Consider the following 26,559-nt stretch of genomic DNA (forward strand, 5'->3'; position numbering starts at 1 on the left):
TACGCAGGCCAGTTGACCATCACATGATGGAAAAGTTCTATGGCACAGAGTGGAGCATAGATTCGTTCATTTTTTCAAGTGATTTGCTGTTTGGAAGGCACCTAAAGTGAGTTTGAAAGTTATCTACGTCGTTGGTTACGGTCGCAGCGGTTCGACCATCCTAGATATTGCACTTGGGCAGCATCCTAAAATCTTTGGCGCGGGCGAAATTGCCGCCATGTGCCGCCATGTTTGGGCAAATAACGAATATTGTGCCTGCGGGGCCCGCATTCAGGAATGCCAGTTTTGGCCCGACGTGATGGCGCAATGGTTGCCACAGGCAGGTGGCGTTGACGGGTTCTTTTCCCTCGCCAAACAGGTGGAGCCGCTTGTGTCACCCGCGCGGATACTGGGCCTTGGGGCGGTGAAACGCTATGCGGATTTGTCGGCCAGCCTGTTTCAGGGGGTCGCCGATGCGGCGGGAACGGATGTTTTGGTGGATTCATCCAAAATGCCGGGTCGTGGGCTGGCCTTGGCTGAAAGTGATCAGATCGACCTTAGGGTCATTCATTTGGTGCGTGATGCACGCGGGGTCGCCAATGCCATGTCGCGCCCGATGGAAATTGATGTCGAAAAGGGCGTGCAGAAAAAGATCAAGGCGCGTTCGCCTTATCGCACCGCCATTCGGTGGCGCATGTACAACAGCTTTGCCGAACGGCTTGGCCGGAAGGTGGGGGCCGACAAATTTGTGCGCGTCCGATACGAAGATTTCGCCGCCCAGCCCGCAGAAGAGTTCGCCCGTATCGGTGCCGCGACTGGGATGGATCTGTCGGCAATTTGCACCGCGCTGGAACAGTCTCAGCCGATCATGCCTGCGCACCAGATGGCAGGCAGCCGTATTCGCATGAAAAAGGATCTAACCCTGCGTTTTGACAACAATTGGGAAGACAAGATGACGCCCGCCGACCAGCAAAAGGTTGTGCGCGTGACCTCTGAACAGCTTCGCCGATACGGTTACATGTCATCGGGGTCAGGTTGATACCCGGCATGGGCAACGCTTAGCGCAAGGGCCAAGACCCACGGTACGTTCCAGAACCGCGCGTAAAAATGAGCGAACGCATTTAGCATCAGCGCGAACAACACCACGATGGTTATCGTTAGAACGCCGGTCATATAGCTGTGATTTTCGCGCATCGCAGCGGTGCCCAGATACATGCCGGTAAGGATCAGGCCCGCCATTCCGATCAGGGACATAAGCCCCCCTTCGCTTAGGATCAGCAGATAGGCGTTGTGGACCGGCGCGCTGTGTTCGCTGAGAACGCGATATTGGTCTGCGCCCAACCCGATAAACAGCCTGTCGTTCGCGATGCCCAGGGCCTCTCGTATCAGGTACAGCCGATCTTCGAAGGTACCCGCTTTTTGTAGATCGCCAGATTCAAGCGCGCCCAGTACGCGTTTTTGGAACACCTCTGGCAGGAACAAATCGCCCCAATTCAGGGTAACCACGACGGCCAGCACCCCAAGGCCCAAAGTGGCAAAGACCAGTTTGCGCGACCGGCTGAACAGCACCAAACTGGAAATGCCAATGACTGTGGCGATAATCCCGGTGTTCGACCCCGTCAGCAGAACGCCGTAAAACAGCGCCGCGAAAAGCAGCAGACAAAGCGGTAGAGAAATGCGTTTCACGAAGAACAGCCAGAGGGTGAATGTAATGCAGATTGCTGCAAGCCCCGCCGCAGCGTTTTCCCGTTCGATCAGGGAACGCAACCTGCCGCTACCTGATACCAGACGTACCGGTGGGTCGTCCGCAAAATGAACCAGATACGCGCCGTGTAGCATCGTAACGGCGACGCCTAACACAAAGACCTTGGTAAGCATCACCGTTTGCTCAAACGGTCGGCTGGCCAGCACAATGGGGATCAAGATCATGGAGTATGTGTACTGCACGAAAATCACGATACCCGAGGTCATAGAGCCATTTACCAGACTCCCAATCAGCAACCCGCCGGTAAACAGGGCAAACGAAAACAGCCAAAGCCCGGTTGCCGCACCGAAGAAATTCAGCGGAAGGCGGCGGTTCACGATGACAAGCAGAAGGGCAAAAAGCCCAGTCACGTCACTTAGGGTGAAATAGAGACTGCTTAGGCGCAGGTAATTCATCGGTGCGAAGAACACCATGAGCGTCACGAGGAAAAGCTCTGTGCGTTCCAGAACGGGATTGCGAATTTGACCATACGCAGCCGCCATGCCTGAGCCTGGTCCGTTATGATACCCGGAATTATACATCTGATACCTTGTTTGCCCGTCGCCGCTGACTTTCCCGCCATAGGAACACAAGGCATCCAGCCATCCAGATCAGGTTAAAGAGCAAGTGGCTGATCGCGGCACCCGTCGCACCAAACGTTTTCACAAGCGGCACGAACAGCGCGAAAAACGCGATGGTGGCAATGATGGTGATCCGAACCAGCTCTTTGTCTTTACCCATGCTCAGCAAGGTGGGGTTCAGAATGATCCCGCTAAGGTACACAATAACCGCCAAGGCCTGCACCGTTACAAGGCTAGCCGCGTCACGGAATTCTTCGCCAAGGAAGGTTGCAAGGATGGCGGGGAGGTTCAGCGCGATGGGAACGAAGCAAACGAAGGCCACAAGAAAGACCAGCGTGCTTGTCCGGGTTACCACGCGGGCAAAACGCGCCACTTCGCCCCGTGCCCAGATGCGTGCGATTTCTGGATATATCGCCTGACGCAATGGGCGCCCAAACCTAAGGGCTGCGTTTGCGGTGCGTTTCGCCACGTGAAAGAAGCCCACCGCGGCGGGGTCGACCAACGCGGCAAGAATGATCACGTCAAATCGCTGGGACGATTGCCGCAAAATCACGTTGAAGTTGGAGTTCCAGAGGAAGCGAAGGAACCCCAGATTTTCGCTAATCGCGTCGCGCGCGCGGGTCCGCATGATGTGATGGTCGCCGCGTTTGGTCAGCTCAATCAAGGCATAGACAAAGGCCAAGATGCCGTCGGCAAGGCTCTGAACCAGCAGGATCGCCAGAAACGCCCAGATGCCCAGATCAAACCAATAGGCCAGAACGCATAGCACCAGCCGCAACACGGCCACGAACACGTCCAGTTTGGCCAGTTTGTCGAACCGGTCATAAATGCGCAGCACCGCAATGCCCGTAGGGCGAAGCGAAAGGAACAGGGCAAGCGCGACAAGGCAGATATATTTGAAACCATCGTCCGGCAGGCCCAGACGCGGCGCGATGAACCATGCAAGTGCAATGGCCACAGAACCCGCCAAGAACCCGCCGGCAAGGTCGATCAGAATCGAAAGCTTGATCAGCCGGTGGAACCGCCCCTTTTCTTCGCGCTCTAACGCATCGACGCCGTATTTGATGACGGCTTGCCACGGTTCCAGACGCAACAGCCGGTCAACAATGCGGACATAGGATTCAACGATTGCCAGAATACCCAGACCTGCGGGCCCCAATGCCCGCGCGGTTACCGCAAGGCTGATCAATCCCAGCGCGGCGATCATGATATGAGCGGAAAACAACCACGACATATTCTTCAGAACACGATTGAAAACCGCGTCGCCTGTCAGGTCAGCTTTGAACCGTTCGAACATGCTCATTGAGTCACAAAGTCCCCGGCGAGCAAGGATAGATAGGTTTCCAGATGCGACCAGCCAGAGGTCGGGTCAGTGGCCCATACGTTGGACGCTTGGTTCGGGTTCAGGTTAGGGTTTGACGCTTCGTATGTATCGGGAAGCCCGTCACCGTCGCTATCCTTGGGGGCTGTGCCGGCGGCCGGGTTTGGCCATCCACCGGCTTCCAACACGCTATCAATTACGGATCCTGTACAGTTTTGAACGTTGTTAAGGATTTTGATGTCCAATGAATCCAGATGCCCGCCGGTGGGCAAACGGTCACCCGCCACGCTTAGGACCGAAACGAAGGCGTCGGTTGATGTCATCGCTCGTGTGGCCAAAGGGCGTATCGCGCGGGTCACGCGCGCCTCTTTCGCGGCGGCGTTCAGCACTGCGAAACGGGTGACCCGGTTGCATTGACGCCGTTTGAGGGCTTTGTTGTCGCGCACGAAGATCTTGAACTGGTTGGCCGGGACAGAGTTAAAGGCCTGCACGGCTTCGGGCGTTTGGTTGATCGTGCTTGGGCCCGACAAGGCGACATTGCCAATATAGTTGACCGAGGTCGCGCCAAGTTGGTTGTAAAACTCTCCGAACTGGCTGATCGGGTCGTAAATGATGTTGTTCAGAAACTCGATTGGGCCGATGGACGTGCCCTTGATATCCGGGTTCCGGTCGCGGTTATGAGAGATCAGGTTGCGCAAGACCGAAATGCGCCCACAGCTATTTCCCGAACCTTCGCTTGAACAGATCAGCATGCCCTTGGAATGGCTGCCATCGGGATGGTTAGCGTGGTTCAGCCCATAAGCGATGATTGAGTTGGCGATCGTGATATTGGTCGAAACTCCGCTGGATACGTGGATGTTGACGTTTTCATCCGTCGCGAACGCGATGGACATATGATCCAAGTAAACATCGGTGCTGTCTTCGATAGTGACGCCATCAACGCTTGCGCTGGGCTGTGGGCTTGGGCCTGGGCGGGACTTTAGATACCGGATCAGGACGTTGTTGGTGTTCTTTATCAGCAACGGAGAGGCCTGAGATTGTGCCAACCTAAGCTGGATTCCGCCTCCGGGTGCGGTTTGTCCGGCGATATAGACGTTTGCCCCCACGCGGATCGAACTGTTTAGCGCGATCGTTCCGCTGACTTTGAACACACACACACGTGCTGCGGGGCCGCCTTCGGCACACGCGCGCAACGTCCCTTTACCGGAATCGGCAAGTGACGTCACATTGATAACTTTGCCGCCGCGCCAACCATTTGCGTCTACCCCAAAACCAAGCGCGTTGGGAAAGGCATCGTCCCCTAATGCGAATGCTGACCCTGTCGAAATAAATGTAATAAAAAGAAAGGCGACCTTTGCCAGTTTGTCAGTAATAGTCTTTGCCATAAGCATAATAGCTTGCGTATCCGCCATAGCCGTAACGCCTTTGTTTTGTCACATCGACATCTGTAATGACTGTGCCTGTAACGGTTACACCAATTTGCCGCAGACGCTCTGCTGCGTCGCGCAAAATATCTTCGGTTGTTTCGCCCCAGCGGGCGACCAACAAAGCCTCGTCCGCCACGGATGCCAGTCGGCTGGCATCGTCAACAATCAGAATCGGTGGCGTATCGATGATAATAAGATCGTATTCTTCGCGCAGTTCATCAAGTGTTGAGTGGCATTCAGGATCGTTAAACAGCCAGCTTGGAAAGCCCGAGTCGCGTTTGAAGGTTAGGCAATGCAGGTTTTCGATACCGGTTTCAGATTGAATAGAGGCCGACAACGGAACCTTTTTGGTCAGCACATCTTCGGCGCGTAGATCGACCTTGGGCAGGTCTAACATCTTGGAGGCACCTTGGCGGTGAATGTCAAAATCGATCAACAACACCCGCCTGCGTTCGTTGGCCGTTGAAACCGAAAGTGACACGGCGATGGTCGACTTTCCTTCGTTTGGAAGGCCTGAACTAATCATGATAATTGGCGACTGCCGCGTCTTTTGTGAACGCGTTAGAAGCGTGAACAACGCCCGCAGAGATTCCACAAAGGCCGAGCGTGGGTTGTCTTTGATATATTGCGCCGGTTGGAAGTCTGCGTCGCGGCCCAACCCGTCGACGCGCGGGATATAGCCCAAGTTGGGCAAGCCTGTTACGCGGATCGTGTGTTTTTCATTCCAGACCCGCCGGTCAAGCCCTTCAAGCAGAAAGGCAAGAAGGAAGGACAGGCCGACCAACCCGACAAATGAAAACGCCATCGCGGTTTTGATGTTTGGCGACGACGGACTCTGAGGCGCCTCGGCAAAGGTGACCTGACGCGCGCCGGGGACCAGAATGTTACTTTGCGCCTCGATGTCGCTTAGCCGTCCGACAAGCGACTGATAGCGGTTTCTTTCCGTTTCCAGCGCACGTTCAAGAATAAGCAGACGAAGCTCTGCCCGTGTCCGCTCTTCTAGAGCAGCGGTTTTTTCGGCCAGATCGATACCAAGCTGTTCAAGCTCTTCGGGGGTGCCTTGGCCCTGACCAGATTTCTGAAGTTCGTGGATCGCTTTTAGCCGCTCCAACTCTGCCCGCAATTTGGCCGACAGCTCGTTGTCATCCAGGTTAGAGGCGCGGATATATGTGGCGACCTCAGCCTCTTTTTCCGAAAGGCTCTGTTCGATGGACGAAATTTGGGCGTGCAGGAATTCGATTGAATTCGTGGCATCTGATTGCTTTTCGGCAAGGGACTGCGCGATGTATTCGCCCGCGACCGCGTTGGCGATTTTCGCTGCAAGCGTTGGATCAGAGTAGTTGGCCGAAATATCAAGGGCGAAGCTTTCGCCCGACCGGAACACCGCATAGGTGGACAAAAGCTTTTTCAAAACAAGGTCGCGCTGTTCGGCTCTTCCGGGTGGGTCTTCGACGGTGATGAAGGGGTTGAAACTGCGGTTTTCCATCAGTTCCAACGATCTTGCGACACGCCAAGCAAACTCGCGGGAGCGAAGCACATCAATTTCAGTTTCCACCGCAGCGCGCGTCAAATCGACCGATTCAAGCTGCGAGGATGAAAGTTTAACGCGCGTATCCGCTGGATTCAGAACGATAGTTGCCCGCGCATTGTAAACTTTGTCGCGGCTAAGAACGACAACTGCGGCAACGAGCATCCCGGTTAGAATGATCGTCACCATCATCATCAGATTGCGCCGAAGGATCAGCCAAATATCCTCCATTCCGATACGTTCGGAAGGGCGGTTTGAATATACGCCGCCGTTCTGTTCGGCGGTATTTTGCAGCGAAATCCTTGGGGGCGTCGCGCTAAGCTTCGTCATAATACGAACTCCATACCCCAGGCCCCTTGCGTGAAAAAACAACAGGGCGCGGGTTCAGGCTGTACCCGTCGTGCATTCGAACCGAAGCTTTTTTCGTCGCAAAACCAACGATCCATAAAACGCATAATTAGTGGCACACCACCTGAAATCATTATCATTTACCAAACCCTGACCCAAAAAATTGGCCAACACCAGCAGCCCCCAAAGCGCTGATCCGGTCAAAAATTGGCACCGGGCAATCGACTATTGAAACCGAAAATCGATTCCATCTTTTAAAACACTGCGGAGAAAGGACGCCCAAAGCGATAGAAATACAATCCCGTAATGTGGATAAACTTCTTAGCTGTGACCAACCTGACGAAACAGAAAACAGGTTAACTATTGCGCGGTTCATCTGACTGTTCAAGATCGTCAAGCCTATCTTTGTACTGCCTTTTTGTACAACTCATCATGCGCAGCGATGTATCCATCCATCGAAAAGAGGTCGCGAACGCGGTCACGACCGCCCAGTCCGATTCCCTTTCGGGCGCTGTCAGAAAGCTTAAGCAGCTTCTCAACACCGGCGCTTTGCGCGATCGCGTCACCCGGTGGAACAACGATCCCACAATCGCCGACAAGCCAGCCACTGTCGCCCACATCCGTCACGACAGCGGGCACACCCGCAGCCAGCGCTTCGCCAACGGCAAGCGGGAAAGCCTCGCCCCAGCCCGAGGAAAGCAGGAAGATGTCGAACCCCGGCACGATTTCCGCAATGTCAGAGCGGGTTTCAAACGTGGTCACCCAATCATCGATGCCCAGTTCGCCCGCGGCGCGGCGCGCTTGGCCATCGCTGTGGCCACTGCCAATAATCACCGCCTGAACGTCATACCCTTTTTCCAGAAGGTCCGCGGTGGCGCGCACCATGGCGGCCTGATCCTTCATCGGGTGATCACGGGCAACGTTGCCGATAATGATCCGCTCGCTTGGGATGCCGCACAGCTTTGCCAGGCGCGCTTTTGCGTCATGATCTGGTTTGAATTCGTCGGAATCGATCGCGTTGGGAATTAGCACGGCGCGCTGGCTTTTGAAGCCGACCGCCTCGTGCTGTTTTTGCGACACGGATGAGCAATAGGTGATTCCCTCTATCCCACCCGACAGGAAGGCAGAGGCCCGAACGACGGCTTGCGTAGAGCGTTTTTCGTTTTTGATGTCCTGCAACGAATGGTGGACGGCCCAGATGATCGCAGGGCGATCGCGCATTCCGATGGTCGCCAGTTTCGCGGCCAGATTGCCGTGGTACATCCACCCCTGAATGACGTCAGGCGACACCTTTTGGATGATCCCCCGAAGGCGCATCAGGGCACTGGGCGAGGGGGCACCGGGTGCCGCGTCGGCGCTGTATATCGGAACACCCAAATCAGCGATTTGTTGGCCAATTGGCCCATGCGGAAGCAGCGAAACAACGGCATGATCCGCTGCACTGTCACCTAGTGCACGTAAAAAACGGTACAGCATAATCTCGGCACCGCCGACATTTGTGCCGGTAATCGAATGTAGAACTTTCATTAATCAAATACTCAAACAAACACCGCGCAATTCGCGGATCAACGCGGGCACCTTATTCAATCAATCGCATTCTACCAAGCCGGAAAACCGGTGATTTTCAATAACCTGTTGCATGGCGATGCTAGGGTGAACGGGCTTGACCATTTCCGCTGCAAGTGCAGTATTAACCAAAAGAAATTAGATTTTTTGTTAACTTTAGTAATTTGTAAGGTGGTAAGGGGCCTTTTTGGGTATGCCGCGCATTATTGAAATCTGCGCTGTTTTTTGTGCTGCTATTGTCTTGTTGATTCCGATGGCTATTACGGCTGTCCTTGTCGGCTTTTCACTTGGGCGGCCAATCCTGTTCTCTCAAGTGCGTGCAGGGAAAACGCGCAAGACCTTTCGCATCCATAAGTTTCGCAGCATGACAGAGGAATGTGATGCTGACGGGAACCTTCTGCCCGATGCTGATCGTCAAAACGGGCTGACGGCCATTCTGCGCCGCACCCGTTTGGATGAACTTCCACAGCTTTTCGCGATTTTGCGTGGTGATATGGCCTTGGTTGGCCCGCGCCCGCTTTTGCCAGAAACCATCCGCGACTTCGGTGAACTGGGAGAGAGGCGCTGTGCCGTGCGTCCGGGGCTGACCGGGTGGGCGCAGGTCAGTGGCAACACCAACCTGACGCATGAAGAAAAGCTGAAGTTGGACCTTTGGTATGCCGAACACAAAAGCTTTGCGCTGGATATGAAAATCCTGGCCGAAACCGTGGGCGTTGTCTTGTTTGGCGAACGGCGAAATGACCGCCGTTTGGCTGAATCTGAAACATGGCTGGCGCAGTCTGGAATTGGCGGGGCCACAATATGAAGTCAGTTTTGGTCGGCGCAGTTGAAAGCACGAAATGCGCGTTGGAAACGATGTGCGCGTGCGACCGGGCGCCTGCATTGGTGGTGACGCTGCCGCCCGATTTGGCAAAGCGGCACTCTGACTTTGTTGATCTTGGCCCGCTGGCCGAACAGCATGGGATCAAGGTGCACCACACCCAAAAATCGAACGCGCCTGAAACGCTTGCGGCGCTGCGGGATGTGGATGCAGATGTGGTTCTGGTGATCGGCTGGTCTCAACTGTGCAACGAAGAATTCCGCGCCATCCCGCGTATCGGCTGCCTTGGGTATCACCCCACGGCGTTGCCCAAACTGCGCGGTCGTGCGGTTATCCCCTGGACCATTTTGTTGGGCGAAGACCGTTCTGGCGCGTCAATTTTTTGGCTGGGCGACGGGGCGGACACCGGCGATATCGCTGCGCAACTGGTTTTTCCGATCGATCCGCACGAAGAAACGGCGCGGGGGCTGTACGACAAACAGCTTGATGCGATCAAAGAGCTGTTGCCCCCCTTGTTGCACCGTTTGGCCGCTGGCGACGTGCCGCGCCGGGTGCAAGACCATGACAAGGCGACCATTTGCGCGCGCCGCGGGCCCGAAGATGGCTTGATCGATTGGCAGCAGCCCGCAGAAGACATCCATCGTTTGATCCGGGCTGTTGGGCCGCCTTATCCGGGGGCTTTCACCTATGGCGCAGATGGGACGCAGGTGGTGATAACCGCCGCAACCCGCAGCGAAGACAGCGCGCGCTATATCGGGATGCCCGGCCAAATTCAGGCGATTGATGGTGATACGCTTACCGTGATGTGCGGTGACGGCCAGTGTTTGAACGTTACCGACTGGCACGGCCCTGACACACGCCCGAAATTACACAGCAAATTTGGAATGTTGAAATGATTGCGCCTCTTTATGGTACTGGCCCTGTTTTGGTTATCGCCCCCCACCCCGACGATGAGGTGCTGGGCGTCGGCGGCACGATGGCCAAGCTGGCCGCGATAGGCCGCCCGGTTCATGTATGTGTCGTTACCCGTGGCCGCCCGCCCGCGTTTTCCGATGAAATGGTTGCCGGCATCCGGGCCGAGGCCGCCCTATCGCACAAACATTTGGGCGTAACAGAGACACATTGGCTGGATCTGCCCGCCGCTGAACTTTCGGAGTTACCCCACAAGGAACTGAACGCAGCCCTTGGCGGTCTGGTGCGCGACCTTGCCCCCGATTTGATCTTTGCGCCGCATCTGGGCGACATTCATATGGATCATCAGCTGGTCTTTTTGTCATCGCTGGTGGCCAGCCGCCCGCATCAAGAGGCCTATCCTGCGACAATCCTTGCCTATGAAACGCTGTCCGAAACCAATTGGAACGCGCCTTATCTGACCCCTGCGTTCTTGCCCAACGTGTTTGTCGATATCACCGACACGCTTGAGCAAAAGTTAGAGGCATTCGCCCTGTTTGAAAGTCAGGTCCGCGAAGCGCCCCATGAACGTTCCATCAACAGCCTGCGCGCACTGGCGACGTTGCGCGGGGCAACAGTTCACCGAATGGCCTGCGAAGGCTTTATCATGATCCGCCACGTTTGCTGAGGGCAACCTGATGACAAGATGGCCACATTTCGACGAAGACCAGATCGCAGCCGTCAGCGCCGTGCTTCGTTCGGGCAAGGTCAACGCATGGACCGGCCCCGATGTCACCGCGTTTGAGGAAGAATACAGTGCCGCCATCGGCGTAAAGCACGCCCTTGCACTGGCCAATGGCAGCGTGACGTTGAACACGGCCCTACATTGCCTTGACCTTCAACCGGGTGACGAAGTCATCGTAACGCCGCGCACCTTTATCGCGTCTGCCTCGTGCCTGTTACTGTTCGGTGCCATCCCCGTCTTCGCTGAAATTGACGCCGATACGCAGAACATCACGCCCGAAACCATCGCCCCGCTGATTACAGAGCGTACAAAGGGCATCATCCCCGTGCATTTGGCGGGTTGGCCCTGTGATATGCCCGCCATCATGGATTTGGCGAACGAACATGGCCTGTGGGTCATCGAAGATTGCGCCCAAGCGCATGGCGCGATGATCGGGGATCGCCACGTTGGGACGTTCGGCACCTTTGGCTCATTCTCGTTCTGTCAGGATAAAATCATGACGACGGGCGGTGAAGGTGGGCTTTTGGTGACAAATGACACCGCGCTTTGGTCAAAGGCGTGGTCGTACAAAGACCATGGCAAAGACTATGACACCGTACACAACACCGATCATCCGCCCGGTTTTCGCTGGCTGCACGAACATATCGGCACAAACCTTCGGATGACGGGTCTTTCGGCCGCGCTGGGCCGTGTTCAGTTGGTCCGGCTGAACCATTGGCGGGACGTGCGCACCCGCAACGCCAAGATTCTGGCGAAGGCTTTGCAACAGTCCGCGCTGTTTCGTGTTCCCATGCCCGATGACAGCGTGACCCATGCATTTTACCGGTTCTATTGCTTTGTCCGGCCCGAAAACCTGGCCCCCGGTTGGAGCAGGGACCGCATTGTTGCTGAAATTTCTGAAGCAGGGTTTCCGGCATTCTCTGGAAGCTGCTCTGAAATCTATCTGGAAAAGGTCTTTTCGAACAATGGCATCACGCCTGACGGCCTTCCAGTTGCGCAAGAGTTGGGGGAAACCAGCCTTGCATTCCTCGTCGACCCCACATGGAGCGAAGAGGAAATGAACGACCTTGCGAATTGCATTTTGGCGATTTCGCACGACGCTACGGCTTAATTGAAAGTTAAACTGTTGATCACCCTCGTTTTTCCGAACGTGTCGGTCTAAGGAGAATAACCGCCAACTACCAATCAGAAGACGTTGTCATGCAAAAAGCTTTTGTCACCGGTTCTGCCGGATTTATCGGATTTCATCTTTGCCAGCGCCTTTTGGCAGATGGCTATAAGGTTGTCGGTTTGGACGCGATGACCGATTATTACGACGTTTCACTAAAAGAACAGCGCCACGCGATCCTAAACAAATCACCCAATTTCCGGGCTGTCATCGCGCGGGTCGAAGACCCCGGCGTGCTAAGCGACATTCTGAAGGAAGAGAAACCAGATCTGATCGTGCATTTGGCGGCACAGGCGGGTGTGCGCTATTCCATAGACGAGCCTCGTTCGTACTTGGAATCCAACCTTATTGGCGTGTTTGAGCTGTTAGAGGCCGTGCGGCACCAATGCCCGACGGCGCATTTGATGATGGCCTCTACGTCGTCCGCGTATGGCGCGAATACCGAAATGCCCTATGCCGAAACGCACAAGGCCGACACGCAGATGTCGTTCTATGCCGCGACGAAGAAGGCGAACGAGGCGATGGCGCATTCCTATGCGCATCTATATGGCATTCCGATTACGATGTTCCGTTTCTTCACCGTCTATGGGCCGTGGGGGCGCCCGGACATGGCCTTGTTCAAGTTTACCCGCGCCATTTTGAATGGTGACCCGATCGACATCTATAACCACGGTGATATGAGCCGCGATTTCACCTATGTCACCGATCTGGTCGAAGGTATCCGGCTGCTGGCTGACGTTCCACCGGTGCGCCCGCAGTCGGCTGACGACATTGTTGATGGCGACAGTCTTTCGCCAGTTGCGCCCTTTCGCGTGGTCAATATTGGGAACTCCGAAGCGGTGCGGCTTATGGATTTCGTGGACGCAATCGAAGGTGCGATCGGCCGCGAAGCCAAAAAGAATTTTATGGAAATGCAACCTGGGGATGTACCCGCAACCTGGGCGGATACCAGCCTATTAAAGCGCCTGACGGGCTATGAGCCAAAGACGATGGTGCCAGAGGGGGTTAAATCCTTCGTGGATTGGTATCGCGAGTTCTATGACGTTTAGAAGAAATACCCGCGCAATTTATTGGTGTACAATCAAGAAATTAAGGGCGTGATTGTTTCCAAAGTGGTTTGGGCTTTGCGTTGAATTGGCACCAGCCGTCTTCGAATCCGCAGCGGATTTTCAGCACCGATTCGCACCTGGCAACCCGAATCAACGGACGTAAGGTAAACTTGGCCGTTCAATACGCACAACCTTAGAGGGAGCGTGATTTGCGGGCCACCATGATACGGGGTAATGCCTAAAAAATAGGCGCCTAGATTGGACACATTCTTGCCACAAGTATTAACAATGCAATTTTATAATAAATGGTTAAATTTAAAGGATTTAACATCAAAAGCCTCGAAAAGTCAGCGATTCCATACTCGTCGATCAAGGGGAAACTTGGCAAAAATAAGCAATATTTGGCTTCCATTCTGAGGCTAAAACGCAAATTCTTGCCTACGAGGGAAGTAAAGCTACGCGTATAACTGCGTTGTGGTGCGGTCTGCAGAAATGAGAATTTCTGACAATTTGATAAAATAGAAATCCCGGAATTTAATCGGGGTCTATGCAAAAAAATTCGAAAGCGGGGGATTCCGCATTCAGGTGTGCCCCGGCACGTCAATAGCTAAGTTCGTTCAATTGTTCAGGTTGGTATAATGTCCAAAGTTAAAGTTTATTCACCAGAAGATTCAGGGATGGGCCACTTGGCCACCATCATCGTGGATCGACTGAAAAAATCATACTTTTCGATTATTAGAGGCACCAACGCAAACAAACGGCTTTTCGCAGCTGATATTATGATCTGCGGCGTATCTATAGCCCTTGCGTTGGTTCTTCGCCTCGGCCTTTTTAATGAGGCCCCCCGCTATGCTCCATTGTTGACGCTTGTACCTCTTTCCATGGTCGCAGGCGCATTGCTGTTCCCGGTTGTCGGTCTTTACCGTCGCCACGTGGCGTCCACGTCCGTCCGGGACCTTAAAACCATTGCAGAAGCGTCTTTGCTGATGTGCCTGTCCGTGGCCTTTGTCTGGGCTGCATTGCCAGAGTTGAATCCTATCCCCAGGTCAACTTTTGTCATCCAGATCTTGGTCTCTCTCTCGATGCTTGGTGCTATCCGGGTTGCCGCCCGTCGCGGCAGCTGGAGCTCGATCCAGCGCACCGAAGAGGGTCAGCGCAAGGCAGAAATCCCCCTGCTTCTGGTGGGCACGGGTGTATCGTGCGATTTGTACCTGCGCGCGATACTCCGTGACCCTAATAGCACCTTTGTTCCGGTGGGCATCCTTGACGATTCCAGCGGTACACAGGGTCTGTTCTTCCATGACGTGCCGATCCTTGGCTCTATCCGTGACATCGACAACGTCATCGCCACGATGACAGCCGAACGTATGGAGCCCCGCAAGCTGGTCCTGACTGAGCCGATCACCCATTTCGATGCCGACGCCATGCAGAAGCTGTTGAAATGGGCGGATCGCAGCGGCGTGAAGGTATCGAAGCTGCCGGGTCTGGGCGAATTGCGCGAAATGAAAGACCCGCGCAGCTTGGACACACAGGAAGTGGACGTTGCCGACATTCTGGATCGTCCGCAAAAGGTTATCAGCCGCGAAATGCTAAGCCGGATGGTCAAGGGACGCCGTGTTCTGGTCACTGGTGCCGGTGGTTCAATCGGCAGCGAACTGACCCGTCAGGTTGCCTCGCTTGAGCCGGAAGAGATCGTGCTGATCGATAACTGCGAATACAACCTGTACGCCATCGACATGGACCTGCATCAGATGTTCCCGGACGTGAAAGTCCGCGCTCATATGAGCGACATTCGCGACCGTCGTCGGGTGATGGGTATCTTCGATCAGCATCGTCCTGAGCTGGTGTTTAACGCCGCCGCGCTTAAGCACGTGCCGATGGTCGAATTGAACCCGTGCGAAGGCGTTCTGACCAACGTTATTGGCGCACGTAACGTGGCCGATGCCTCCAGCCGCTATAACGCGCTGGCGATGGTTCAGGTTTCGACAGACAAGGCGGTGAATACCACCAACGTAATGGGCGCAACCAAGCGTGTTGCCGAATTCTATTGTCAGGCACAGGATCGTGCGGCGGTTCACGCCGGCAGCAAGACCCGCTTCATGACTGTGCGGTTCGGTAACGTGCTTGGTTCGTCCGGCTCTTTGATCCCGCTGTTCCAGCGCCAGATCTCTCAGGGTGGCCCGCTGACCGTCACCGACGCCAAGATGGAGCGGTTCTTCATGACCATCCGCGAGGCGGTGGAACTGACCCTGCTGGCCTCTGCGCATGGTCTGGAAGATCGCGTTGGCACCGGCGAAATCTTCGTTCTTGATATGGGTGATCCGGTAAAGATCATCGATGTCGCCGAACGTATGATCCGCTTGGCTGGCCTGCGCCCCGGTGTGGACATCGACATCAAAATTGTCGGCATCCGCCCCGGTGAAAAACTGTTCGAAGAGCTGTTCGACGAAAATGAAGAGATGCACGAAAGCCCGATCAAAGGCGTTCGTGCGGCTCGGCCTAATGGTGTGCGTCTGGCCACGCTTCGCCAAACGATGGCCGAGCTGGAGGTTGCGGCCCGTGACGGGAACCCAGACGATGTGATCGCCGCATTGGCGTCACTTGTTCCGGGCTACAAAGACTCGGCGCTGAAACGTCTTCCTGTGAAGACAAGCGAGAACGAAGATACCGTCGACGTCGCTTAACGGCTTCATCGTATGGCATAACCAACTAAGGCGCCGCGTTTCGCAACGCGGCGCCGATTTATTGCCAGCGGCGGCTCTTCGGGCTTGGACAATTCACCTAAGACGCACAGTATCGGGCCATAGATTACCCGAAGGTCGAGTAGATTTTGCATGTCACAATTACCCAAGAAAATCATCGTTATTGCCGGGTACGGCTGGTCGTTGGTTAACTTCCGAATAGAGCTGTTAAAGCGCATGGTCGCTAACGGGCACGATGTGTTGGCCCTTGCGCCGGATATTGACGAACCGACGGCTGCGATCCTTGAAAAATGGGGTATCCGGCACGGTCATGTCCGTATGAACCGCACCGGCACAAACCCTGTTCAGGACTTCCAGACCTTTGTTGACCTGTATCGCATTTTCAAAAAGGAAAAACCGGACCACATCGTGCCCTATACGATGAAGCCGATCGTTTATGGCGGCATGGCGGCGCGGCTGGCCGGGGTGCCAAACCAATATGCGCTGTTCACCGGGCTGGGCTATGCGTTCATGGAAGAAAACCCAACCGGCAAGCGCGCGCTGGTGCGTGCAACCACGGTTCGGCTTCACCGTCTTGCCCTGAAATCATTGAAGGGCGCGTTCTACTACAACCCAAGCGAAGAGCAGGATATTCGCAAGTTTCGTTTGGTTCCGGACTCGGTGCCATTGCATGCGGTTCCTGGGTCGGGCGTTGATACGTCTTTGTTTAACGCGCCGCCGCCGCCGACTGACCCGGTCCGTTTCATCATGATTTGCCGTTTGTTGAAAAGCAAAGGTATCCCCGTGCTGGTCGAAGCGTCACGGCGGCTAAAGGCTCAGGGACTGAAGGCAGAGGTTTGCATCCTTGGCCCGATGGACACCAACCCCGATGCCGTCACGCGTGTAGAGCTTGATCAATGGGTCAGCGAAGGGGTGATAAACTATCTTGGTGAAACCCGTGATGTGAGACCATTCCTGCAGGATTCGGGTGTTTTTGTCTTGCCGACCGTCCTGCGTGAAGGGGTTCCGCGCACCATTTTGGAAGCTATGGCCTGTGGCCGTGCGGTGATAACCACCGACGCGCCGGGGTGTGGAACCACCATCCGCGACGGTGAAACGGGTTTTGTTGTCCCGTCGCATGACGCTGAACGCTTGGCCGAGGCGATGGCAAAGTTCATTCGTGACCCATCGCTGATCACACAGATGGGTGCGGCAGGCCGGAAACTGGCCTGCGATGTTTACGATGTACACAAAATCAATCGCCTGCTTCTTACCACGATGGGCCTAGAGGGCGAAGTCGCGCCGCAACTGTTGACTGAGGAGCTCGGTCAAAAGGAAACTGCGGCGGCCCAATAAGCCGCCGCAGGAAATTCAGCTTCAGCGACCGACTGAAACGTATTTTTCGAAACCGGCGCGTGTCGCGTCGCTTTCGTCATAGATGTTGCGCAGGTCTGCCATACGCGGCGTCGCCATTCCTTTTGCAAGGCGGCCAAGGTCCAGCGCGCGGAATTCGTTCCATTCCGTCAGCAGAACCAGAAGATCGGCGTCTTTGGCGGCTTCGTAGGTGTCTTCGACCCATGTTGCGCCGGGCAGCAGGCTTTCACCTTCGCGACGGCCTTGAGGGTCAACGACGCGCACTTTCGCGCCGCCACCGATCAACGCAGGAACAATTGTCAAAGACGGTGCTTCGCGCATGTCATCGGTATTGGGTTTGAAAGTTACGCCCAAAACCGCAACGGTCTTGCCGTTAAAGCTGCCGTCCAGCAAATCCTGAAGCTTTTCGACCATACGGCGTTTGATTTCGTCGTTCACCTTGATCACGGTTTCGGTGATCTGAAGTGGCGCGGAATGGTCCTGCCCGATCCGCGCTAGCGCAGAGGTATCTTTCGGGAAACAAGAGCCACCATAACCAGGTCCGGCATGCAAGAACTTGTTGCCGATGCGCCCATCCAGCCCCATGCCTTTGGACACGGATTTGATATTCGCACCGGTGCGTTCGCACAGCATGGCGATCTCGTTGATGAACGTGATCTTCGTCGCCAAAAACGCGTTGGCGGCGTATTTGATCATCTCGGCGCTTTCCAGATCGGTGTAAACGATCGGAAAGTCGCGCAGGAACAATGGGCGATAAATGTCGCCCATAACCTGTTGCGCGCGTTCGGATTCAACGCCAACCACAACGCGATCAGGGCGCATGAAATCGTCAATCGCAGCACCTTCACGCAGGAATTCAGGGTTCGACGCGACGTCGAACTCTGCATTTGGGTTTGCTTTTCGCACGGTTTCTTCGACCTGACGGTTGGTGCCAACCGGAACGGTCGATTTCGTAACGATTACCGCATAGCCGGTAAGGGCGTTTGCGATTTCTTCGGCTGCGGCCATCACATATGTCAGGTCAGCATGGCCGTCGCCACGGCGTGTCGGAGTGCCCACAGCGATAAACACTGCATCAACGCCATCCACGGCTTTCTTAAGGTCGCCGGTAAAAGACAGACGCCCAGCGGCGACGTTCTTTTCCATCAACTCATCAAGGCCAGGTTCGTAAATAGGAACCTCACCCCGTTCTAGCATCTCGATTTTACGTGGATCTTTGTCCACGCAAATTACTTCATGTCCGAAATCGGAAAAACAAACTCCAGAAACGAGCCCAACATAGCCCGTACCAATCATCGCAATCTTCATGTGTACGTTCCCGGAAAACTGAAACTACACAAGGGGATGGTGGATCGGCCCGGACAAGTCAAGAGAGGCGGGCGGTAACCTTCCTAGTTAAGTCAGATTCTCCACAATTTGGCGGATTCGTCGCAATCAAAAATATCCGCGTACCAATGCCTCTGAGATAAGCGTCCATCCGTTGGCGACGACAAAGAATGCTAGCTTGAACGGCATCGAAACCACGGCTGGCGGAACCATCATCATGCCCATCGACATCAGGATCGCCGCAACAACCAGATCGATGATCAAAAACGGCAGGTAGATCAGGAAGCCAATTTCAAACGCGCGTGTAATCTCACTCAACAAGAACGACGGAACCAGAAGGGAAAGCGGTGCATTGGATAAGGTCGTGCCGTCCGCTTGGGGCCGGAGGCTGTGAAGCGAGGCGAAGGTTTCTTCATCGACGCGTGCGGCCATGAAGCTGCGGAAAGGGGCGATCCCGCGGACGAATGCTTCGTCTAGGGGGATCTCATTTTCGACCAGCGGTTCTAGTCCTTGGTCCCAGGCTTGCGAAAACGTTGGTTCCATCACGAAATAGGTCAGAAACAATGCCAGCGTGACGATAAGCATGTTCGGCGGCGATTGCTGTAGCCCGATTGCCTGACGCAAGATCGACAAAACCGTTACGATGAACGGAAAACACGTCAGCATAATCGCAAGCCCGGGGACGATGCTGAGCACGGTAATAAGTGCGATAAGCTGCACACTTCGCCCTGTTAAGCTCCCGCCTTCGCCCATGGATATGGTGACCTCTTGGGCCACTGCGGGAAACGCGAGTGTGCAGAATAGGGCCGCGAATATGGTAAGTGATTTAAGGCGCATTAGAGACTGTTTTTAAGGTCTGCGACCTCGGTCAAGCGCACGGCAAGCTGACCAGCCTGATCGCCGGTTAATTCTTCAAGCTCGCCCCGGGCGATAAGCTTGTCGCCAACAAAAAGTTCCACGGGTTCGTCCAGCCGCTTGTCCAACGCCAGAACGGCCCCCTGTTTGAGGTTAAGCAAATCGCTGATCATCGGGCGTGCGTGCCCGACGGATACAGTGACCTCCAACGGGACGTTGGTCAGAAGGTTTTGTTGAGCGGTGTTTTCGGGGTTATCCATGCTTCACTTCTTTTTCGTTTTGAGCGCCAAGGAAATCTGAAACGACGGTGCTGATGCTGACGAGGACAGAGTCGATATCGAAGCTTTGTTCTGACTGACCAAGCCGCAGATAGGCCTGACCGGGCCCCAAGCTTTGATCTTGGACAAGCGTGATCGAAAACGGCAAGTCGGCTGGTAAGACTGCGTCCACGGACGAATAATTTGCCGGGTTCACCACCAGTTCGACAGGGTCGTCCGCTGCTTTGTGGGCAGCTTCGCGTGTGACATCCACCAGCGCCTGAGCGAACCCTCTGTGGGCCAAATCTGGCAAAACCTGATCGACCATCAACGTTAGCAGCGGTGCCAGACTGTTTAAGACATGTGTGCGCGCCTCGTGATAGGTGAACGACAAGTCCTGAAGCGCCTTTTCAAGGTCCAGCGCGATGCGCGTCTGGCTTTGGTTTTCGGCCGCAGCGGCATCTTCCCAGCCAGCTTTGTACCCCTCTTCATAGACTTCCAAGCGACCTTCGGGGTTTAGGTCATCTGACGTGCTGGGCAGTGCGATTGGTGTGAAATCTTCTAGAATTAAAGGCTGTGTCACTAGACGCGCTCCTCATCTTCTTCCAGCCAAGTTCGAAGGACTTCCACCGTTTCATCGCTGCGGTCGTCGATCATTTGGCGCAAACGATCAACGGGGTCTGTCACTGCGACTGGAAGGGCATTTTGGGCCGTATCAGAGACTAAATTCATCGTCTCTACCGAGGGTTGGCCTGTCTCAATCTCTCCATCTAAACCGGGCGTGGCAGGCGGTGGCAGGCTTGCACTGATCGGCACCGGTTTTGACAGAAGGATGGGGCGGACCACAAACAGGCCCAAGATGATTCCAACAATCGCCAGCACACCCAGCTGCAGAATTTCCATCGGGTTCATGTCCATCCGCTGGATCAACCCGGGCTGAGCTGCCGTGCCCAATGCCGGGACGGGTTGGAACTCCATCGACTTTAAGGTGATGACGTCACCGCGCGCTTCGTCAAAGCCAACTGCGGAGGCAACAAGCTCTTCCAGTGATGCGAGGTCTTCGGCAGGCAACGCTTGCCAGACCTCTTTGCCATCTGGCCCGACGGTACGCACACCATCAAGCAACACGGCAACGCTTAGGCGTTTGATGGCGCCCGGCGATTTAAAGACCTCGCGCTGAGTTTCAGAGACTTCGTAATTGACCCTTTCGCGCGTTTCGGAATCGGTGCTGGATGAATTACGGTTTGTCCCAGCGTCCCCATCGGGCAAATTGCTGGCAATCGTTACCGCGCCGCTTCCCTGATCATTGGCAGATGTAGAGCGTTCTTCAGTGTCAGTCGAAATTGCCACACGGGTGTCGGGGTCGAACCGCCTTTCAACAATCGATTCCCTGTCTGTCACCGTCTCAACGGAAACCTCGACGACCGCGCGGCCCGGACCCATACGGGCGGCAAGCAAACGCTCTACATTTTGCCTTAACTCGGCCTCGCGATTGTTTGCCTCGCCCGTCTGTGACGCCCCAGTGTCCCCGACAAGAATGACACCATCGGTGCCGTTGATGACCGAGACATCCTCAGGAGCCAGCCCAGCGACAGAGGACGCGACGAGATACCTCAGCGCCTTGGCCTGCGCACTGGAAAAGCCCGCGCCCGCAGGCGTCACGGTCACAGACGCAGACACCTTTAGGTCGCGCCGGAAGGGTTGGCCGGACGCGTTGGCAATATGGACCCGCGCGGCACGAATATGTGGACTGGCAAGGATCGTGCGCGCCAGTTCTCCTTCTTTTGCCCGCCAATAGGCAGCATCAAACATCTGCGAGGTGGTCCCAAACCCAGACAGCGAATCAAGCAGTTCGTACCCGGATGATCCATTCGCAGGCAGCCCGTCGCTTGCCAGCGTCATACGCAATTCGTCACGCTGGGAACTGTCCACAAAGATGGACCCTCCGCGGACCTCGTAAGGTACGGCGCGCTGTTCAAGTGCCTGAACAACCTCTCCAGCCGCGCCCCCCTCTAAACCAGAGTATAGCAGCGCCATATTCGGCGCGGCGGCCATGCGGGACATGGCAAGAATTGCTGCAAACATGGCGATGGTGGAAAGCGCAACGACGGCGCGTTTACGCATATCTAAGCTGGACCAGACAGCGGTAAGCTGTTGCACGACGATACTCCGGTTATTGCAGGGCTTCTGCCCCCGTCTTCTCTCCATCCTTCCCTGATCAGGCTTAACAATCGGTTAGCTTCCACCCGCGTATAGAAGGAGGAGCGTTACAAGAATGGAACGAGAACATGGCAGCCACAGATATTGCCGACGAACCGGTGCCGAAGAAATCGAAGTTACCGCTTCTTATTGGTCTGATCCTCGCCCTTGGACTGGGCGCAGGTGCTTTTTTTGCGGTCTATTCTGGCAAGGTGCACTTGCCGATCGGTGGTGAAAAAGCGGCGGACAAGGATCACAAGAAAGACGATGCAAAGGATAGCGGGGTGTCGTTCGTTGCGCTGGATCCGCTGATTGTTTCGCTTGGGCCCGAATCTCCGAATCGTCATTTGAAATTTGCCGCCTCTGTCGAAGTTGTTCCCGGACATGAGGTTGAAGTCACCAACTTGATGCCCCGCATTCTGGACGTCCTGAACAGCTATCTTCGCGCCGTTGATGTGGCTGATTTGGAAACATCCGCCACGCTGGTGCGCCTGCGGGCACAGATGTTGCGGCGCATCCAGATCGTCACCGGCGAGGGTCAGGTGCGCGATCTTCTTATCACTGAATTTGTCTTGAACTGAGGGCGCAAAAATGGCGTTGATCGCTGATATTCTTCTTGTGGCCGGGGCTTTGGGCACGGCGCTTTATTGTATGATCCTTGCTCGCCGGCTGCGCCGTTTCAATGACCTTGAAAAAGGCGTTGGCGGCGCGATCGCAGCATTATCGACCCAGGTCGATGACATGACCCGAGCCTTGGACGCCGCGCGCAGTTCCGCCCAAGATTCGTCGGGAACCCTTACCCAACTTACCGACCGTGCAGACGGCGTTGCCCAGCGGTTAGAGCTGTTGGTCGCATCTCTGCACGATGTACCCATGGGTGACGAAAAGCCAAAACAGACTGAATTAGAGCCGAAATCAACGTCTGAAAGACCGCTTTCGTTCATTCGTTCACGAGCGGTTGGAAAGCCCGACCCGCTGATATTGCGCGGCCGACCAGAGGTGGCCGAATGACAAAGCTGGTAAGATCAAACCGCCGGGCTGGGCGTGGCGCGCTGCTGATCGTGGCGTCTATGCTGGCGATTTCCGGGTTTATTCGTCTGGGCAGTGGCACCGGCCTTGCCGTCGCACGTCAGGTGGAGGCGTTTACAAGCCAAGCTCCTCAGCCGAACGAATGCGGGCCATCGCCCGATATTGCCATGCTTCTGGCAGCCCTGCAGGAGCGAGAGGCAAAGGTTGAAATCACTGAAACCGCGCAACTGCAAACACAGCAAACGTTAGATTTGGCCCGTGAAGAGATTGGCGTTCAGTTGGCGGCATTAAAAGCCGCAGAAGGGGATCTTAAGGCGACGATTACCTTGGCCGATAGCGCCGCCGAAAGCGACCTTGCCCGGCTGACCTCCGTCTACGAAAGCATGAAGCCGAAAGATGCCGTTTCGCTATTTGGCGCGATGGCCCCGGAATTTGCCGCCGGCTTCTTGGGTCGCATGCGCGCCGATTCTGCCGCGGCGATTCTTACCGGGCTGGAACCCGAAACCGCTTATCTGATCAGCGTTATTTTGGCTGGCCGAAATGCAAACGCGCCAACCGAATGATCAGGGTTTCTTTACCATCGGATGCGACCATTTCAGCGACTGATTCATCGAAAAAAACGGAGCACAGCGAATGATCGGCATAGTAGGTATCATCATGATCTTCGTTATGGTTTTCGGCGGCTATTTGGCCGCTGGCGGCAAGATGGGGATTATCATGAAATCCCTTCCTTACGAATTCACCATGATCGGTGGTGCCGCCGTTGGTGCATTTGTCATCAGCAACGATCTGGCGGCGATCAAGCATACGATCAAAGATCTGGGAAAGGTGTTCAAAGGCCCCAAGTGGAAGCCCGATGATTACCGCGACCTTCTGTGTCTGCTGTTTGAGCTTGTAAGGCTGGCGCGTCAAAACCCCGTTGGTCTGGAAGAGCATATCGAAGGACCAGACAGTTCGGCGATTTTTCAAAGATACCCCAGGATTTCGGCGGATCGAGAGGCCGTCGATCTTATCTGTGATACGCTGCGTTCGGCATCAATGAACTACGATGATCCGCATCAGGTGGAAGAGGTGTTGGAAAAGCGGATGGACGCAAACCTGCACCATGCAATGCATTCCAGTCATGCCTTGCAAACAGTCGCAGACGGGCTTCCGGCGCTTGGAATTGTTGCGGCGGTTTTGGGCGTGATCAAAACAATGGGATCCATTGATCAGCCCCCCGAAATTTTGGGCAAACTGATTGGCGGCGCGCTGGTGGGCACATTTTTGGGCGTGTTTCTTGCCTATGGGTTGGTGGGGCCTTTTGCGGCGAAGGTTAAGACGGTCGTTGAAGAAGACGGTCACTTTTACCAACTGATCCGCGAAGTCTTGGTCGCGAATCTGCATAACCATTCAATGAACCTTTGCATCGAAGTGGGACGCCAGAACACGCCAAGCCACTATCGCCCCAGCTTCAATGACCTTGAAGAGGCGCTAAAGGCGACAAAGGACGCAGCATGAGAATCCTAGGCTTGGCTCTTTTTGCAATTCTCTTTGCCACGTCCGCCCGTGCCGAAACGGTGCGTGTTCGATCGGGTGAGCACGCCGATTTCTCTCGGTTAGTGGTTCCGCTCAGCACGCGGGTCGACTGGTCTGTTGAGGCCAGCAGCGATGGCTACACTCTTGTTCTGGAAAACACGGATACGACGTTTGATCTAAGCAAGGTATTTTACTACATCCCGCGAACACGGCTGGCCAATATTGTTGCCCGCCCCGGACGCTTAGACCTGTCGGTCACCTGTGAATGCCACGTCGATGCGTTCGAGGTTTCACCGGGGCGTATTGTGGTCGACATCAAAGACGGGGCTGGCGCGGTTCCAGCGAAGAAAGCCTTCGTTGAGCTTCCAAATGCGGGCATGAAACTGCTAAGCCGACCACCGCTTTCTCTGTCCGCCGATTTAATAAAAAAAGAGCCTGTTCCGCCCCAAAAACGCGCGACGACCGACATAGAGCCGTTGCGCGAAGAATTGCTTTTGGATCTTTCCCGTGCAGTTGCGCAGGGTTTGATCGCTGTGCCTGACGTGAAACGGGTATCTGAAAACTCGGCGAAACCTGCGTTGAGCGATCAGCTTCTTAACAAACTTGGCAGGCACGTAGAAACAAGTATCGACCGCGACGACGTTGTCGAAAAACCCGAAGACATGATCGATCATCAGCCAAAGTGCTTGGCGCCTGATCTGTTCGCGTTCTTTGAGGAACCGGTTTCAGAACCGGCTACCCAGCGTCTATCGGCGGCGCGCCTCTCGCTAATGAGCGAGTTTGATGACGTTGATGAAGGCGCGATACACGCCTTGATAAAGGCCCATCTATATTTGGGTTTTGGTGCCGAAGCGAAAGTTCTGTTGGACGCATTTCCGGCGCAGGTTCCTGATCATTCACTGTTGCGCCTGTTGGCGGCAATAGCCGACGGCGATGTGCCGGTGGATGCCGGTGTGTTGTCCGGCCAACTTGGCTGCGCTGCGCCGGTTGCGATGTGGGCATCGCTTGCGGTTGAACAGTTGCCTCGCGACGAACTGATCGAACGGGGCGCGATCCAAGCAGCGATTTCTGCGCTTCCACTTCATTTGCGCCGCGAACTTGGGCCAAAGGTCGCGCAGCGTTTCCTCGACATAGGCGACGATGAAACGGCAGCGCGTATTCAAAACGCAATTGGCCGAGTGAATGGGGCTCACGGGCCTGGATACGATCTGGTCAATGCACGTCTGGAAATGAAGTCCGGGGGCGAAGATCTTGCCGAAGATACTCTCGATAAGATCTCACAGCGCGGCGATTTGTACGCGATTGATGCTTTCATAAGCTTGGTTGAAACGAAGCTTGAAGACTCCGTTCCTCCAAGTCCAGAGGACATAACCCATGTTGAAGCGTTGGCGTTTGAACACAGTGGTACGCCGTTGGGCGCGCGTTTGGCGGGGCTGTCGGTGCGTGCCAGCGCTGGTGCTGGGGATTTCAACGCGGCATTTGAAAAGTTCGCAGCCTTTGATCACGATTCAGGTGAATTAGTCTCTGATCTAGCGATTGTTTTGACTGCAAACGCCGACGACGCGGCGTTTCTGCGTCACGCGTTCCGCCTGCTTTTCGAACAACAAACCGAAGCTTTGTCGCCCAATGCCCGCGTCGCGGTCGGAGGGCGGTTTGTTGAGCTGGGTTTTGTTGCTCAGGCCAAGCAGTTTCTGGATGCCCAGCACGGGCTTCATTCACCCGATGAACGACGTCTGCACGCTGAAATAGCGTTGGCTGATGGGGACCCAGATGCAGCTTTGTCGATGACGAACGGTCAAGAGTCCGCGGCGGCGCGACAACTCAGGGCGCGTGCCCATCTTGCGTTGGGGGATTACGCATCGGCTCAGCGGCAATTGCGTGACGAAGAACTGTTGCAATCGGTCGCGTGGCAAACTGCGGATTGGCCAGCGGTCGTTAAGTTTGGATCGCCCGAGCAACAAGACTTCGCGGCGCTGCGTTTAGCACCGAAGGGTCAGCAAAATGACACCTCGCCTACGCTCGCAGGTGCGACCGAAATCTTGGAAAAAAGTGTGAAAACACGGGAAGTGTTGGAAGCACTTGTTCAGAGCCCATCGAAGCCAGCCAACTTTCCATAACAAGGCGAATACCGGGTTACTCTTTATCAACCACGT

General features: G+C 55.2%; 23 protein-coding genes. 13 read left to right on the plus strand and 10 right to left on the minus strand.

Going from position 1 to position 26,559, the window contains the following annotated elements; translation table 11 throughout:
* The first annotated feature begins 106 nt into the window (after positions 1-106).
* Entirely contained in the window at positions 107-1,018 is a 912-nt protein-coding gene (locus tag COL8621_RS16800) for a sulfotransferase family protein (protein ID WP_093968419.1), read from the plus strand.
* Here COL8621_RS16800 and COL8621_RS16805 read toward each other — a convergent pair.
* The 5 genes from COL8621_RS16805 to COL8621_RS16825 all read right to left on the minus strand — a co-directional run bounded on the left by COL8621_RS16805 (position 994) and on the right by COL8621_RS16825 (position 8,455).
* Complete coding sequence (locus COL8621_RS16805; protein WP_176438522.1) at positions 994-2,226, minus strand: O-antigen ligase family protein; 1,233 nt, start codon at positions 2,224-2,226, stop codon at positions 994-996. The two genes, COL8621_RS16800 and COL8621_RS16805, sit on opposite strands and share 25 nt — an antisense overlap.
* Positions 2,227-2,257: 31 nt before the next feature.
* On the minus strand, positions 2,258-3,607 hold the full coding sequence (locus COL8621_RS16810) for a lipopolysaccharide biosynthesis protein (RefSeq protein WP_093968421.1): 1,350 nt from the start codon (positions 3,605-3,607) through the stop codon (positions 2,258-2,260).
* The gene (locus tag COL8621_RS16815) at positions 3,604-5,010 is read right to left on the minus strand and encodes a hypothetical protein (protein WP_093968422.1); all 1,407 of its coding nucleotides are present in this window, start codon (positions 5,008-5,010) and stop codon (positions 3,604-3,606) included. Before COL8621_RS16815 ends, COL8621_RS16810 begins: the two co-directional genes overlap by 4 nt.
* Positions 4,991-6,910, minus strand: coding sequence for a GumC family protein (locus tag COL8621_RS16820; RefSeq protein ID WP_093968423.1), 1,920 nt, complete (start codon positions 6,908-6,910; stop codon positions 4,991-4,993). Before COL8621_RS16820 ends, COL8621_RS16815 begins: the two co-directional genes overlap by 20 nt.
* A gap of 417 nt (positions 6,911-7,327) precedes the next feature.
* Positions 7,328-8,455 carry a glycosyltransferase gene (locus tag COL8621_RS16825; protein WP_093968424.1) on the minus strand — a complete coding sequence of 376 codons (1,128 nt, stop codon included), beginning with the start codon at positions 8,453-8,455 and terminating at the stop codon, positions 7,328-7,330.
* Positions 8,456-8,687: 232 nt separating this feature from the next.
* On the opposite strand from COL8621_RS16825, the gene COL8621_RS16830 reads away from it, so the two are divergent.
* From COL8621_RS16830 to COL8621_RS16860, 7 genes are all read left to right on the plus strand, one after another.
* Entirely contained in the window at positions 8,688-9,299 is a 612-nt protein-coding gene (locus tag COL8621_RS16830) for a sugar transferase (RefSeq protein WP_093968425.1), read from the plus strand.
* Positions 9,296-10,210 carry a methionyl-tRNA formyltransferase gene (locus COL8621_RS16835; RefSeq protein ID WP_176438523.1) on the plus strand — a complete coding sequence of 305 codons (915 nt, stop codon included), beginning with the start codon at positions 9,296-9,298 and terminating at the stop codon, positions 10,208-10,210. Before COL8621_RS16830 ends, COL8621_RS16835 begins: the two co-directional genes overlap by 4 nt.
* Positions 10,207-10,893 (plus strand): PIG-L deacetylase family protein, encoded by a 687-nt coding sequence (locus COL8621_RS16840; RefSeq protein WP_093968427.1) that lies wholly within the window; start codon positions 10,207-10,209, stop codon positions 10,891-10,893. The genes COL8621_RS16835 and COL8621_RS16840 overlap by 4 nt, the downstream gene beginning before the upstream one ends.
* A gap of 10 nt (positions 10,894-10,903) precedes the next feature.
* The gene (locus COL8621_RS16845) at positions 10,904-12,061 is read left to right on the plus strand and encodes a DegT/DnrJ/EryC1/StrS family aminotransferase (protein ID WP_093968428.1); all 1,158 of its coding nucleotides are present in this window, start codon (positions 10,904-10,906) and stop codon (positions 12,059-12,061) included.
* A gap of 89 nt (positions 12,062-12,150) precedes the next feature.
* Positions 12,151-13,167 carry a GDP-mannose 4,6-dehydratase gene (locus COL8621_RS16850; RefSeq protein WP_093968429.1) on the plus strand — a complete coding sequence of 339 codons (1,017 nt, stop codon included), beginning with the start codon at positions 12,151-12,153 and terminating at the stop codon, positions 13,165-13,167.
* Between the two features lie 860 nt (positions 13,168-14,027).
* Positions 14,028-15,851 carry a polysaccharide biosynthesis protein gene (locus COL8621_RS16855; protein WP_176438524.1) on the plus strand — a complete coding sequence of 608 codons (1,824 nt, stop codon included), beginning with the start codon at positions 14,028-14,030 and terminating at the stop codon, positions 15,849-15,851.
* Positions 15,852-16,001: 150 nt separating this feature from the next.
* Positions 16,002-17,204: a glycosyltransferase family 4 protein gene (locus COL8621_RS16860; protein ID WP_093968431.1), complete on the plus strand. Its 1,203-nt coding sequence runs from the start codon at positions 16,002-16,004 to the stop codon at positions 17,202-17,204.
* Between the two features lie 21 nt (positions 17,205-17,225).
* Here COL8621_RS16860 and COL8621_RS16865 read toward each other — a convergent pair whose 3' ends face one another.
* From COL8621_RS16865 to fliF, 5 genes are all read right to left on the minus strand, one after another.
* Positions 17,226-18,530, minus strand: coding sequence for a UDP-glucose dehydrogenase family protein (locus COL8621_RS16865; protein ID WP_093968432.1), 1,305 nt, complete (start codon positions 18,528-18,530; stop codon positions 17,226-17,228).
* A gap of 126 nt (positions 18,531-18,656) precedes the next feature.
* Positions 18,657-19,385, minus strand: coding sequence for a flagellar type III secretion system pore protein FliP (gene fliP, locus COL8621_RS16870; RefSeq protein ID WP_093968433.1), 729 nt, complete (start codon positions 19,383-19,385; stop codon positions 18,657-18,659).
* Positions 19,385-19,663, minus strand: a complete 279-nt coding sequence (locus COL8621_RS16875) for a FliM/FliN family flagellar motor switch protein (RefSeq protein WP_093968434.1) — start codon at positions 19,661-19,663, stop codon at positions 19,385-19,387. The genes fliP and COL8621_RS16875 overlap by 1 nt, the downstream gene beginning before the upstream one ends.
* Positions 19,656-20,243, minus strand: a complete 588-nt coding sequence (locus COL8621_RS16880; protein WP_093968435.1) for a FliH/SctL family protein — start codon at positions 20,241-20,243, stop codon at positions 19,656-19,658. The genes COL8621_RS16875 and COL8621_RS16880 overlap by 8 nt, the downstream gene beginning before the upstream one ends.
* Entirely contained in the window at positions 20,243-21,820 is a 1,578-nt protein-coding gene (gene fliF / locus COL8621_RS16885; protein WP_093968436.1) for a flagellar basal-body MS-ring/collar protein FliF, read from the minus strand. The genes COL8621_RS16880 and fliF overlap by 1 nt, the downstream gene beginning before the upstream one ends.
* 128 nt (positions 21,821-21,948) lie before the next feature.
* Here fliF and COL8621_RS16890 point away from each other — a divergent pair, with 128 nt between their 5' ends.
* The 5 genes from COL8621_RS16890 to COL8621_RS16910 all read left to right on the plus strand — a co-directional run bounded on the left by COL8621_RS16890 (position 21,949) and on the right by COL8621_RS16910 (position 26,523).
* On the plus strand, positions 21,949-22,440 hold the full coding sequence (locus tag COL8621_RS16890; RefSeq protein ID WP_093968437.1) for a flagellar basal body-associated FliL family protein: 492 nt from the start codon (positions 21,949-21,951) through the stop codon (positions 22,438-22,440).
* A 10-nt stretch (positions 22,441-22,450) separates the two neighbouring features.
* Positions 22,451-22,870 carry a DUF6468 domain-containing protein gene (locus COL8621_RS16895; RefSeq protein ID WP_093968438.1) on the plus strand — a complete coding sequence of 140 codons (420 nt, stop codon included), beginning with the start codon at positions 22,451-22,453 and terminating at the stop codon, positions 22,868-22,870.
* Positions 22,867-23,451, plus strand: coding sequence for a MotE family protein (locus tag COL8621_RS16900; protein WP_093968439.1), 585 nt, complete (start codon positions 22,867-22,869; stop codon positions 23,449-23,451). The genes COL8621_RS16895 and COL8621_RS16900 overlap by 4 nt, the downstream gene beginning before the upstream one ends.
* A gap of 70 nt (positions 23,452-23,521) precedes the next feature.
* Entirely contained in the window at positions 23,522-24,388 is an 867-nt protein-coding gene (motA, locus tag COL8621_RS16905) for a flagellar motor stator protein MotA (RefSeq protein WP_093968440.1), read from the plus strand.
* Complete coding sequence (locus COL8621_RS16910) at positions 24,385-26,523, plus strand: hypothetical protein (RefSeq protein WP_141137908.1); 2,139 nt, start codon at positions 24,385-24,387, stop codon at positions 26,521-26,523. The genes motA and COL8621_RS16910 overlap by 4 nt, the downstream gene beginning before the upstream one ends.
* The last annotated feature ends 36 nt before the right edge of the window (positions 26,524-26,559 follow it).

It is taken from the genome of Actibacterium lipolyticum, assembly GCF_900184935.1.
GTDB classification, from domain to species: domain Bacteria; phylum Pseudomonadota; class Alphaproteobacteria; order Rhodobacterales; family Rhodobacteraceae; genus Actibacterium_A; species Actibacterium_A lipolyticum.